Source organism: Pontibacter anaerobius (genome assembly GCF_026241195.1).
Taxonomy (GTDB): Bacteria; Bacteroidota; Bacteroidia; order Cytophagales; family Hymenobacteraceae; genus Pontibacter; species Pontibacter anaerobius.
Genome location: NZ_JAPFQO010000006.1, coordinates 209,039 through 221,869, shown reverse-complemented (window position 1 = coordinate 221,869; position 12,831 = coordinate 209,039). Strand labels below are relative to the sequence as shown.

The window sequence follows — 12,831 nt, the reverse complement described above, 5'->3', positions numbered from 1 at the left end:
AAATTATAAAAACACAGCGCCTGACTCGGCCATGGCGGCTTGCAGGGCGGCTTTGTTGAGGTTCAAATTTAACCCTTTATTTTCGAAGAAACCCACCAAATTTTCAGTGGGCATATTCCCCACCAGCTCGTCTTTGGCCATCGGGCAGCCACCGTAACCACGCAAAGCTCCGTCGTAGCGTCGGCAGCCGGCCTCATAGGCCGCTGCTACCTTTTCCTGCCAGGTGGAGGGCGTGGTATGCAGGTGCGCCCCGAACTCAATGTGCTTGAAAGCCGGGATCAGGTGACTGAACAGGTAAGTAATATTGTCGGGCGTGGCAACCCCGATGGTGTCCGACAGCGACACGATTTTTACCTGCAGCTTGTCCAGCTCCTGCACAAACCTGATCACCGTTTCCACATCCCAGGGGTCCTCATACGGATTACCGAAGCCCATGGAAATATAGGTGACGAGGGTTTTGTTGTGCTTTTGGCAAATCTCCTGGATCTCGGCCAGTTGCTGCATAGCCTCGGCTATACTCTTGTTCGTGTTGCGCTGCTGAAACGTCTCCGAAACCGATAGCGGAAAACCGAGGTAGTCTATCTGCCGGTGCTGCGCCGCATCTTCAGCCCCTCGGGTATTAGCTATGATGGCCAGCAGCTTTGACGTGGTGTTCTCCAGCTCCAGCTTCTCCAGCACCTCGGCCGTGTCGCGCATCTGCGGGATGGCTTTCGGCGACACAAAGCTGCCAAAGTCGATGGTATCGAAACCAACCTTCAGCAACTGGTTGATATACTTCACCTTGACCTCGGTAGGTATGAATTCTTTGATGCCTTGCATGGCATCGCGTGGGCATTCAATTATTTTCATAGTATCTATATCTGCTCAGTTTAATGTGCAAACAAGGTTGCCTTTCCCAAAGGTACGGTTATCTGCGAAGCTAAAAAAGTACAACGTTATACTTTGATATAAGGCTGTAATTAAATATCTTATCCTTAAAAACATATTGTTACAACAAATGCCGCCCTCCCATGACGAAGATTAGCAATAGTATAGTGCTGGTAACAGGCGGTGCTTCCGGCATCGGCAAGCTTATGGGCCTCGGCTGTCTGCAGCGGGGGGCGCGCCGCCTTATCATCTGGGACATTAACCCCGAAACACTTCAGCAGGTTACAGAAGAATTCAGGGCGCAGGGCTACCAGGTGGATGCCTTTGAGGTAAACGTGTCGGACCAGGTACAGGTAGAGCAGGCGGCGCAGAAGGTGTTACGGCAGGTCGGTACGCCAACTATACTTTTCAATAACGCCGGCATAGTGGTGGGCAAGCCATTTGTAGAACATACTTACCAGGACATCAAACGAACTTTGGATGTAAACATACTGGGTGTAATGGCAGTAACACAGGCCTTATTGCCGGGCATGATAGCACGGGGAAGCGGCCATATCGTGAACATTGCCTCGGCGGCCGGACTGCTGCCTAACCCGCGCATGAGTGTGTATGCCGCCAGCAAGTGGGCAGTGCTGGGCTGGTCGGAGAGTTTGCGGCTGGAACTGGAGGCGCTGCGGCAGGACCTGCATGTAACTACGGTTACGCCAAGCTACATTGATACAGGCATGTCTGCCGGTGTAAAGGCTCCTTTCCTCACCCCTATCCTGCAGCCCGAAACGATCACAAAAAGTATACTGGACGCTGTGGAGTGCAACGGGATTATACTTCGCAAACCTGCCATCGTGCACCTGCTCCCCCTGCTTCGTGGAATTTTACCCAGCAGGCTTTTTGACAGAATTGTGGGGCATGGATTTAACGTATACAACTCTATGGACGATTTTACAGGGAGACCGGCAGCGGAGCCTGTTCCAGAAAACCCTCACGTATCTAACGTATAGCTTATGCCACGAACCAACACAATACGCATCGCGCCAGCCCCTGTAGAAACTGACCTGCAGCGCGTGCAGGCACTGCTGCGCAAGCAGCGCGAGTTCTTTGACGGAGGCCATACTTTAGACCTGAATTTCCGGAAAGAACGACTCCGCGACCTGCAGCAGGCCATCCGTCAGCACGAGCAGGAACTGTTCGACGCCATGTACACGGACTTTCATAAGCCGGAGATGGAGGCTTATGCCACCGAGGTTGGCTTTGTGGAGCTGGAACTGAAACTGACGCTCAAAAACCTGAAGAACTGGGCCAAACCGCAGCGGGTGAAAGAGTCGCTTATCAACTTCCCATCTCGCAGCTACATCCACTCCGACCCCTATGGCATTGCCCTGATCATCGGCCCGTGGAACTACCCGTTTCAGCTGCTCCTGAACCCACTCATCGGAGCCATGGCTGCCGGCAATTGCGCCATCGTAAAGCCCTCCGAGCTCACGCCCCATACTTCTGAGGTGGTGGCTAAGATGATTCAGAATAATTTCGACGACTCCTACGTTGCCACGGTGCAGGGAGGTGTGTCCACCACGCAGCACCTGTTGCAGCAGCGCTTCGACTACATCTTTTTTACGGGCAGCACGCAGGTGGGTAAAATTGTGATGAAAGCCGCTGCCGAACACCTGACACCCGTCACGCTGGAACTGGGCGGCAAGAGCCCGGCCATAGTGGCCCAGGATGCAGATTTAAGCCTGGCCGCGCGCCGTATTGCCTGGGGCAAGTTCCTGAATGCCGGCCAGACCTGCGTAGCACCGGACTACCTGCTGGTACACGAGCAGGTAAAGGAAGAACTTATACAACTCATCAGCCAGTATATCCAGAATTTTTACGGGGAAGACCCGCAGCAGAGCCCTGACTATGCCCGCATTGTAAACGGCAGGCACTTTAACCGCCTAAGCAGCTTTTTGAAAGATGGGATAGTACGCGCCGGGGGCAGCACCGATGCCTCTAGCCGCTACATTGCTCCCACCCTGCTTGACCAGGTTACCTGGCAGCACCCCATTATGCAGGAGGAGATCTTCGGCCCCATACTCCCGGTACTCACCTTCACAAGTTTAGACGAGGCCATCGACATGGTGCGCCAACACGAGAAACCGCTGGCGCTATACTTTTTCTCCTCTGATGAGCAGAAAAAGGAGCAGATCCTTAAGCATACGTACTTTGGCGGTGGTTGCATTAACGACACCATCTCGCACCTCATCAACCCAAACCTGCCTTTTGGCGGGGTGGGCCACAGTGGCATGGGCAGCTATCACGGGCAAAGCAGCTTCGATCTGTTCTCGCAGCAGAAAAGCGTGCTGCACCGCGGCACCTGGCTAGACCTGCCCCTACGCTACCCGCCCTACGGCAACCGGCTGCCCATGCTGCGCAAGTTGTTTAAGTGGTTATAGTCTGAATCGGCCATACTTAACCTACCGGCGTTAGTCTGCGTTTCAGGAAGAGGAACGGCAAACTTTTAAGCCTGCCGTAAGCGCTAAAGTATAAAACTATGGAAAACCTGATACAGTATTTAGACGAATCGCTGGTGCCGCTGGAGGAGAAAGTGAAGGAGTACCTGAACCTGGAGAAAGATATCCGTAAGCTGGAAGTGGACATGCTGACCAAGCAACGGGGTCCGGTTGAGGAGGCGGCAGAAAACACGGCCACCACACTAAAAGATGTACCCGACGTAACGCCGGAGCAGCTGCAAGAAATGGTACAGCGCCTGGATATGCTGCGGCAGGAAATCATTCAGATGCTGCCCGAGAAAAACAAGTTCATCGAGGTAAACCTCGGTTACGGCCCCAGCATGGTAGGTTACTTTACCGCCGACCATGAAACGCACCAGCCGTTGCCGGAGCCCATACTTCGTGTAGTACATTAAGCCTGCGCCGGTGCCATACCGTATCAGCATAATGGGTAGAAAACGTTAGCTTTGTACTCAAACACACATCACTAAATGGGTTTACTCCTTTTATACCTTGCCATCGCGTTGTTTTTCTCCTTTCTGTGCTCCATCCTGGAGGCCTCGCTGCTGAGCATCACCCCCTCACACGTCAGCATCGTCAGCAAGGAGAGTCCATCGGTAGGCAAAGACCTGCAGGATTTTAAGGACAACATAGACAGGCCACTGGCAGCCATACTTACCCTCAACACCTTCGCCCACACCATTGGGGCGGCGGGTGTGGGTGCCCAGGCGCAGATATTGTGGGGTGATGAGTACCTGACGGCGGTATCGATAGTGCTGACGATCGTGATCCTGATTTTTACGGAGATCATCCCGAAAACACTCGGTGCCAATTACTGGAAACAGCTGACGCCTTTTACGGTGCAAACGCTGAAGATCATGATCTACTCCCCGCTTTACCCCATTATCATACTTTCTCAGTTCATCACTAAGCGTCTTAAAACAGATAAGGGCCGCAGCGTGCTGAGTCGCGCCGACTTCACGGCCATGGCCGAGATGGGTATAAAAGCGGGTATCTTCAAGAAGGGCGAGTCCCAGATCATCCAAAACATTCTGCGGTTCAACAACATCCTGGTGCGCCACATCATGACGCCCCGCACCGTGATCGTGAGTGCGCAGGAAGACATGACCATGGCTGATTTCTTCCGCGACTTCCCGGACCTGCGCTTCTCCCGCATCCCTATCTACGCCACTAACCTGGACGACATCCAAGGTTACATTCTGAAAGAGGAGGTGCTTTACAAGATCATCAACAATGAAGGCCACCACCCCCTGAAGTCTGTGATGCGAAAGCTACAGGTCGTGCCCGAACACATGGCCATCCCGACGCTTTTTAACAGGCTACTGGAGCAGCAGGAACAGATCGCCCTGGTGGTAGACGAGTATGGCGGCACAGCCGGCCTCATAAGTATGGAGGACATCATCGAGACGCTGCTGGGCATGGAGATTATTGACGAGCTGGACCAGGTGGCCGACCTGCAAACGTGGGCACGCCAGAACTGGGAGAAACGCGCGCGCCGCCTTGGCTACTCGCCGGATAACGAACGTTGATAAAGTATGATTCTTAAGTTTTGCCTGATATTATACTTTAAAGGCTTCAGGTGTACTTTATGGTTGAAACAAAGCTGAAACGCCAGCCACAGCATCTGCTGCAGCTGGCGTTTCAGCTTCACCATTTATACTTTAATCTTAATGAAACTGCTCTTCCTCGGTAGAGCCCACGAGGGCCGCTGTGGAGGTAGCGCCAGAAGTCACGGTGTTCTGCACCGCATCGAAATAACCGGTTCCCACGAACGACTGGTGCTTCACGGCCTTGAAACCTTCCGGTTGTAGGGCAAACTCACGTTGCTGCAGCTCAGAATAACCTGCCATGCCACGCGCTTTGTAGGCCTTAGCCAGCTCAAACATACTTATATTCAGGGCATGGAAACCAGCCAGTGTGATAAACTGGAACTTATAACCCATGGCGGCTAATTCCTCCCGGAACGTCTCCATCTGCTCCACACTCAGTTTAGCGGCCCAGTTAAAGGAGGGCGAACAGTTATAGGCCAGCAGCTTGCCCGGAAATTCTTTATGGATGGCCTCGGCAAACTGGCGTGCCTGGTTCAGGTCCGGGTGCGATGTCTCCATCCAGATCAGGTCGGCATAAGGGGCATAGGCCAGGCCGCGTGCTATCCCCTGCTCCATGCCGCAGCGCACGTGGTAAAAACCTTCGCTGGTGCGCGGCTGGTCAAGTATAAACTCGTGGTCGCGTGGGTCAATGTCGCTGGTGATCAGGTTGGCGGCATCGGCATCAGTACGGGCCACCACAATGGTTGGTACCCCCGTCACATCGGCTGCTAGCCTAGCTGCCACCAGTTTATTGATCGCCTCCTGCGTGGGCACCAGCACCTTGCCGCCCAGGTGCCCGCACTTCTTCGCCGACGACAGCTGATCCTCAAAATGCACTCCCGCAGCACCAGCCTCGATCATCATTTTCATCAGCTCAAACGCATTCAGGTTACCACCGAAACCCGCCTCGGCATCCGCCACAATTGGCACCATGTAATCCTTCTCGCCCTCGCCGTTCACGCTCTGTATCTGGTCTGCACGCAGCAGGGAGTTATTGATCTTCTTCACCACGTTCGGCACCGAGTCGGCAGGGTATAGGCTCTGGTCGGGGTACATCTGACCCGCCAGGTTGGCATCGGCGGCCACCTGCCAGCCACTCAGGTAAATGGCGTTCAGTCCGGCCTCCACCTCCTGCACCGCCTGGTTGCCGGTGAGCGCACCCAAACCCGCCACGTAATTTTCGGAGTGCAGCAGGCGCCAGAGTTTTTCGGCACCGTTGCGGGCCAGGGTATACTCTATCTGCACAGAGCCCTGCAGCTTTACCACCTCCTCGGCACTGTATGGTCTGCGGATGCCTGCCCAGCGTGGGTTCTCTATCCAATCTCTTTCTATTTTCTGGATTCTATCTTTCTTAGTCATGGCTTTAGATTTTTGCGGTTTCTATACTTTGTTTCAGGAGATGATCAATCAATGTACTTGTAGGCAGGCAGCGTCAGGAAATCGACGAAACAATTGGTGAGCACCAGCTCGGAGAAGAGCTGCGAGGCCTTTTCGTAGTGGCAGTTCTTGAACATCACCAGGCCTATCTCCTCCTTTATATTCTCCGTTTCCTCTTTTATCAGTTGCAGCACACGCTCTTCTGTAATTTCCACGCCGTCATTGGTTTTGGTATGCGGGTGGTGCAGCCACTGCCATACCTGCGCCCGCGAGATCTCGGCGGTAGCGGCATCCTCCATCAGGTTATGGATGGCCACAGCGCCCGTGCCACACAGCCAGCTGCCGATGTACATGATGCCCACATTAATGTTGAGGCGCAGTCCGGTTTCGGTGATCTTGCCGCCGGGAATTTCGAAGTCCGTCAGGTCCTGAGCCTTTACCTGCACATCCTCGCGCAATACCTCCTTCTGATGCGGCTTCTCGCCCAGCACCTTATCGAATTCCTCCCTGGCCACCGCCACCAGGTCCGGGTGCGCTACCCAGGTTCCGTCAAAACCGTTTTTCGCCTCAAAAGCCTTATCGGCCTTCACTTTGGCAAAGGCAATCTCGTTTACCTTCGGGTCGTGGCGGTTCGGGATGAAGGCTGCCATGCCGCCCATGGCATGTGCCCCCCGCTTGTGGCAGGTCTGCACCAGCAGCGACGTATAAGCCTGCATAAACGGCACCTGCATGGTCACATCCGTGCGGTCGGGGAACAGCACCTCCGGCCGGTTTCTGAATTTCTTGATGGCACTGAAGATATAGTCCCAGCGGCCGGCGTTCAGTCCCACGATATGCTCGCGCAACTCATACAGAATCTCATCCATCTCGAAAGCGGCCGTGATGGTTTCGATGAGAACGGTTGCCTTGATAGTACCCACCGGTATTTTCAGCGCTTCCTGCGCCGCCACAAACACATCGTTCCATAGCCGGGCCTCCAGGTGGCTCTCCAGCTTAGGCAGGTAGAAGTATGGGCCGGAGCCGCGCGCCAGCAACTCCCTGGCATTATGGAAGAAGTATAAACCGAAGTCAAACAAGGAGCCGGACATCATTTCACCACCGATGGTCAGGTGCTTCTCGGGCAGGTGCCAGCCCCGCGGGCGTACTTTCAGCACGGCCACATTTTCCTTCAGCCGATAGGTTTTGCCGTTCTGCACTGTAAAGTCGATATCGCGGCGGATGGCGTCGCGAAGGTTAACCTGCCCCTGCACCACATTTTCCCAGGTTGGGGAATTCGCATCCTCAAAATCGGCCATGAACACATTGGCACCCGAGTTCAGCGCGTTGATTACCATCTTGCGGTCAACTGGTCCCGTAATTTCCACGCGGCGTAGCTGCAGGTCGGCTGGTATGGCTCCTACTTTCCAGTCGCCCTGGCGCACTCCCTCCGTTTCTGGCAGGAAGTTCAGCGGCTCACCGGCATCAATGGTTTTCTGGCGCCCTGCCCGAAGCTGCAGTAACTCCTTGCGGCGCGCCTCAAATTTATGGTGGAGCATCTCCAGGAATTCTAAAGCGTCTGGAGTCAGGATGTTTTCAAATTCCGGCTTCATGGTGCCCTTAATCGCTACAGTGCTTTCAATAATCATGGCTTTTCAAATTACTGGTTTATACTATCATAAAAATGTGTTTATCTAAGTATACGCGAACATTTTATTTTTTGCGAATTTTCGCTAAATAAATTTTTACGTTTTTTATGAGATTATCGCAAAAAGCCCTTTCTTGAGTAACAATCAGAGATTTCAATGCCTATGAAACTGCAGGAAGACGTTATCCGGATGATCTTCGGACTGAAAGTAAAGCAGTTACGAACAGACAAAAACATTTCGCTGACTGACCTGGCAGCTAAGACCGGCATCTCGGTATCGTACCTGAACGAGATTGAGAAAGGGAAAAAACACCCGAAGCCGAGCAAGGTAGCCCTGATTGCCGACGCCTTGGGCGTGACCTATGATTACCTGGTGTCGCTGCAGCTGAGCAAGCGCCTGCAGCCGGTGGGCGAACTACTGCAGTCGAACATACTTTCGGAGCTGCCGCTGGAGCACTTCGGGCTGGACATGAGCCGGGTGCTGGACCTGTTTGCCACCGCGCCGGCCAAACTCAGCGCCTTTGTAAACACGCTGCTGGAGATTTCCCGCGCCTTCGACCTGCGCGTGGAGCAGTTCTATTTCTCGGCGCTGCGCTCGTACCAGGAGCTGCACGACAACTACTTTGAGGATATCGAACAGGAGGCAGAGCGCTTTGTAGAGCAGCACGGATTGGATGTGGAGGCTACGCCTACCTTTGAGGAGCTGGCTGCTTTGCTGCAGCAGCAGTACGGCATCAGTACCGGCAGCAGTGGCTTTGAGGAGCACCCGGAGCTGGCACCGCTTCGCTCGGTATTCATACCTGGCCCTGAACCCAGACTGCTGCTAAACCCTACTTTGACAGAACACCAGAAGGCCTTTGCCGTGTCCAGGGAGCTTGGCTTCCATTTTCTGCAGCTGCAGGAGCGGCCCTACACTTCTACCTGGGTAAAGGTGGGTTCTTTTGAGGAAGTGCTGAATAACTTTATGGCCTCCTACTTTGCCGGGGCGCTGCTCCTGAACCAGGACCGGCTGGTGCAGGATGTACAGGGTTTCTTTGAATTGAGCACCTGGCAACCGCAGCGCCTGCTGCAGCTCATGGAGAAGTATAACACCTCGCCCGAAACGCTGCTGCACCGCCTAACCTCTCTCCTGCCTAAGTTCTTCAACATTAAGCAGCTGTTCTTCCTGCGTTTCCACCACGAGCCGGAGCGTGACAAATTCATACTTAGCATGGAACTTCACCTGGCGGGACTGCACAACCCCCACGCCTCTTTCCTGAACGAGCACTACTGCCGCCGCTGGATCTCGCTCACGCTGTTCCAGGAGCTGGAGAAGCCGGAGCATCCCGACAAAACCATGGTAGGCCTGCAGCGATCCTCCTACATTAACTCCGACAATGAGTACCTGGTGCTGGCCCTGGCACAGCCCTCCGAGAGCCGCCACGGCACCGTAAGTATAGGTCTGCTGCTAAACGAGAACCTGCGCAACAAACTAAACTTCATCGAAGACCCCGCCATCATGATCCGGAAAGTGAACGAAACCTGCGAGCGCTGCCCCGCCCTGGATTGCCTGGAGCGTGCCGCACCGCCGGTTATACTTGAAAAGCAACTGTGGCAGGAGCAGGTGGGGCAGGTGTTGGGGCAGCTACGGGAGGAGTAGGATAGAATATCAAACCCCGATATCCTCATTCCACAGTTCAGGCTTTTCCCGAATAAACTGCTGCATCAGCTGCACGCACTCCTGGTTATCGGCTACCTCTACCTCCACACCCCTGGAGCGGAGCAGGTCCTCCTCGCCCATAAAGGTGCGGTTCTCCCCTATCACCACCTTAGGTATGCCATACAGTAAAACGGTGCCGGAGCACATGGGGCAGGGCGAAAGGGTAGTATAAAGCACGCTCTCACGATATACGGAGGCAGGCTGGCGACCTGCGTTTTCGAGCGCGTCCATCTCGCCGTGCAGCACCACGCTCCCCTCCTGCACCCTTTTGTTGTGGCCGCGGCCGATGATCTTGCCCTTGTGCACCAACACCGACCCGATGGGGATGCCACCTTCTCTGTAACCTTTCTTTGCCTCGTCTAAGGCCGCCTGTAAATACTGATCCATTTTTTACTTTCGTTTGAGGTTTATACTTCGGGCTTTACGCAACCATCCTTTACAAAGTATACTTTTACGCTGAGGTTCGGAAATTTCCGGTAACTAAACCCTGACTTGCCTGTTGTAAGAAGTATACTTTGCGCTGGGTTTATACTGTATACTATGAAAATTTTGCTCACAGGGGCTAACGGATACATTGGCAAGCGCCTGCTGCCTTTGCTGGTGGAGCAACGGCACGAGGTGGTGTGCATGGTGCGAGACCCGCGCCGATTTGATTTACCCGAGACGCTGAAGGAGAAAGTGCAGGTAGTAAGGGGTGATCTGCTTCAGCCGGAGGGTCTCACGCAACTGCCTAGTGATATTGGGGCGGCTTACTACCTGGTGCACTCCATGGGCTCCGGCAGCGATGATTTTTCTTCTGCAGAAAGTATGGCCGCAGCGAATTTTGTCAGCTACCTTAACTCCACCACAGCCCGACAAATCATCTACCTCAGTGGCATCTCCAACGATAAAAGCCTGTCCAAGCACCTGGCCTCGCGCCGGCACGTGGAGGATGTACTCAGTACAGCTCACTCCAATTTAACCGTGCTTCGGGCGGCCATCATCATAGGCTCCGGCAGCGCCTCCTTCGAGATCATCCGCGACCTGGTGGAGAAGTTGCCGGTGATGGTGACGCCCAAATGGCTGAACTCACGCTGCCAGCCCATCGCCATCCGCGACGTGCTTTTTTACCTGACCGAGGTGCTGGGCCGCGAAGACTGCTATGACAGGCGCTTTGAGATTGGCGGACCAGATGTGATGACCTATAAAACAATGCTCCTGAAGCTGGCTGAGGTTCGTCACCTGAAACGCTACATCCTCACGCTGCCGGTACTCACGCCGCGCCTCTCCTCTTACTGGCTATACTTTGTAACCAGCACCAACTACTCCTTAGCGCGCAGCTTGGTAGATAGCCTGCGCAACGATGCCGTGGTGCAGCAACAAACTATAAAAGATGTAATTCCGCACCGTTGCCTGCCCTATGAACACGCAGTACGCCTTGCCTACACCAAAATAGAGCAGAATTCGGTTATATCCAGTTGGAAAGACTCCCTGGTAAGCGGCACCATGCGCCTCAACTACATGGATTTTATACAAATACCCGAGCATGGCGTGCTCACAGACAAGCAGCGCCTGAAGTTTAACCGAGCACCGGAGGAAGTCCTGAACAACATCTGGAGCATTGGTGGAGAACGCGGTTGGTACAAAACCGATTACCTTTGGCGGATACGCGGTTTGATGGATAAAGTGGTGGGAGGAGTTGGCCTGAGGCGTGGCCGTCGCAGCCCCACAGAAGTAAAGGCCGGCGACACGATAGACTTCTGGCGCGTGCTGCTGGCCGATAGAAAAAACAAACGCCTGCTACTCTACGCCGAAATGAAACTGCCGGGCGAGGCGTGGCTGCAGTTTAGGATATGTGAGGAGGAGGATGGCAATTACCTGGAGCAACTGGCTGCTTTCCGCCCCAACGGGTTACTGGGCCGCCTGTACTGGTACGCCGTTTTGCCATTCCATTTCATCATTTTCGGGGGAATGGTGCAGAATATCATCAGCTATAGTGCGGCCGAGGCAAAAGCAGAGCAATTTCGTTAACAGCAATATTCATGGTAATATACAAGCTATAGCTACTAAAATATAAAACTAAAAGCCATACCCTAAGTATACTTCAATATCTTTTACTGGCTATATATTTATGCCATGATTTGAGCTTTTTATCAACTTTTAGATTTTTTTCCTACCCACTAAAATATAGTTAACTTTGCTTGCCTATAACGACACAGACATTAATGGAGGCCATTAAAGAAACCAACTTCTCCTTCACCGGCCAGACCGGCTTTTACAGGGGCAAAGTACGCGACGTTTATTATTTTGAGGATAAAATTGCCGTAGTAGCCACAGACCGTATCTCGGCCTTTGATGTGGTGCTGCCGCGTGCCATTCCTTACAAGGGGCAGGTGCTGAACCAGATCGCCAGCCTGAACCTCAAAGCCACTTCTGATGTTGTGCCGAACTGGGTGCTGAGCACGCCTGACCCCAACGTAACCATTGGCTACCGCTGTGAGCCTTTTAAAGTAGAAATGGTGATTCGGGGTTACCTGGCCGGCCACGCCTGGCGCGAGTACAGAGAAGGCAAGCGCGTGCTTTGCGGCGTGCAGCTACCGGAGGGTCTGAAAGAAAACGACAAACTGCCTGAGCCCATTATCACCCCCACCACCAAAGCCGACGAAGGCCATGATGAGGACATCTCGCGGGAGGATATTTTGGCAAAAGGTATCGTGTCGGAACAAGATTACCTGGTGTTGGAGCGTTATACCCGAACCCTGTTTACGCGTGGAACCGAGCTGGCAAAGCAGCGGGGGCTTATTTTGGTAGATACCAAGTATGAGTTTGGCAAGTATGATGGTAAAATTTTCCTGATCGACGAAATCCATACCCCTGACTCTTCTCGTTACTTCTATAGCGAAGGCTACGCAGAGCGCCAGAAAAACGGCGAGCCGCAGCGACAACTGTCGAAGGAGTTTGTGCGCCAGTGGCTCATAGAGAACGGTTTCCAGGGTAAGGAGGGCCAACAGGTGCCTGAAATGACCGATGCTGTTGTAAAAGGCATATCGGAGCGCTATATTGAGCTCTATGAAGTATTTACGGGCGAAAAATTTCTGAAAGAAGAGTACAGTGCCGTGCTCGAACGCATTGAGCGACACATTAATGACAATATTTTTACTACCAAAAATTAAGTTTGTTAAAGTAGAT

At 53.4% G+C, this 12,831-nt stretch carries 11 protein-coding genes; 7 read left to right on the top strand and 4 right to left on the bottom strand.

Annotated elements, in window-relative coordinates; genetic code table 11:
* Positions 1-3: 3 nt before the first annotated feature.
* Entirely contained in the window at positions 4-849 is an 846-nt protein-coding gene (locus OO017_RS10020; RefSeq protein WP_266052340.1) for a hydroxymethylglutaryl-CoA lyase, read from the bottom strand.
* Between the two features lie 161 nt (positions 850-1,010).
* Here OO017_RS10020 and OO017_RS10015 point away from each other — a divergent pair, with 161 nt between their 5' ends.
* The 4 genes from OO017_RS10015 to OO017_RS10000 all read left to right on the top strand — a co-directional run bounded on the left by OO017_RS10015 (position 1,011) and on the right by OO017_RS10000 (position 4,903).
* Positions 1,011-1,865, top strand: coding sequence for an SDR family oxidoreductase (locus OO017_RS10015; protein WP_266052339.1), 855 nt, complete (start codon positions 1,011-1,013; stop codon positions 1,863-1,865).
* Positions 1,866-1,868: 3 nt separating this feature from the next.
* Complete coding sequence (locus OO017_RS10010) at positions 1,869-3,296, top strand: aldehyde dehydrogenase (protein WP_266052338.1); 1,428 nt, start codon at positions 1,869-1,871, stop codon at positions 3,294-3,296.
* Between the two features lie 98 nt (positions 3,297-3,394).
* Positions 3,395-3,769 (top strand): hypothetical protein, encoded by a 375-nt coding sequence (locus OO017_RS10005; RefSeq protein ID WP_266052337.1) that lies wholly within the window; start codon positions 3,395-3,397, stop codon positions 3,767-3,769.
* 75 nt (positions 3,770-3,844) lie between these two features.
* Positions 3,845-4,903: a CNNM domain-containing protein gene (locus OO017_RS10000; RefSeq protein ID WP_266052336.1), complete on the top strand. Its 1,059-nt coding sequence runs from the start codon at positions 3,845-3,847 to the stop codon at positions 4,901-4,903.
* A 138-nt stretch (positions 4,904-5,041) separates the two neighbouring features.
* Here the strand turns inward: OO017_RS10000 and aceA are convergent, their stop codons facing one another.
* Together aceA and aceB are read right to left on the bottom strand one after the other, a co-directional pair.
* Entirely contained in the window at positions 5,042-6,322 is a 1,281-nt protein-coding gene (aceA, locus tag OO017_RS09995) for an isocitrate lyase (RefSeq protein ID WP_266052335.1), read from the bottom strand.
* A 44-nt stretch (positions 6,323-6,366) separates the two neighbouring features.
* Positions 6,367-7,965, bottom strand: coding sequence for a malate synthase A (gene aceB / locus OO017_RS09990; protein WP_266052334.1), 1,599 nt, complete (start codon positions 7,963-7,965; stop codon positions 6,367-6,369).
* 162 nt (positions 7,966-8,127) lie between these two features.
* On the opposite strand from aceB, the gene OO017_RS09985 reads away from it, so the two are divergent.
* Positions 8,128-9,603, top strand: a complete 1,476-nt coding sequence (locus OO017_RS09985; RefSeq protein ID WP_266052333.1) for a helix-turn-helix domain-containing protein — start codon at positions 8,128-8,130, stop codon at positions 9,601-9,603.
* Between the two features lie 9 nt (positions 9,604-9,612).
* Here OO017_RS09985 and OO017_RS09980 read toward each other — a convergent pair whose 3' ends face one another.
* Positions 9,613-10,050 carry a nucleoside deaminase gene (locus OO017_RS09980; RefSeq protein WP_266052332.1) on the bottom strand — a complete coding sequence of 146 codons (438 nt, stop codon included), beginning with the start codon at positions 10,048-10,050 and terminating at the stop codon, positions 9,613-9,615.
* A 153-nt stretch (positions 10,051-10,203) separates the two neighbouring features.
* Here OO017_RS09980 and OO017_RS09975 point away from each other — a divergent pair, with 153 nt between their 5' ends.
* Together OO017_RS09975 and OO017_RS09970 are read left to right on the top strand one after the other, a co-directional pair.
* Complete coding sequence (locus OO017_RS09975; RefSeq protein WP_266052331.1) at positions 10,204-11,673, top strand: SDR family oxidoreductase; 1,470 nt, start codon at positions 10,204-10,206, stop codon at positions 11,671-11,673.
* 194 nt (positions 11,674-11,867) lie between these two features.
* Entirely contained in the window at positions 11,868-12,815 is a 948-nt protein-coding gene (locus tag OO017_RS09970; RefSeq protein ID WP_266052474.1) for a phosphoribosylaminoimidazolesuccinocarboxamide synthase, read from the top strand.
* Positions 12,816-12,831: the final 16 nt, after the last annotated feature.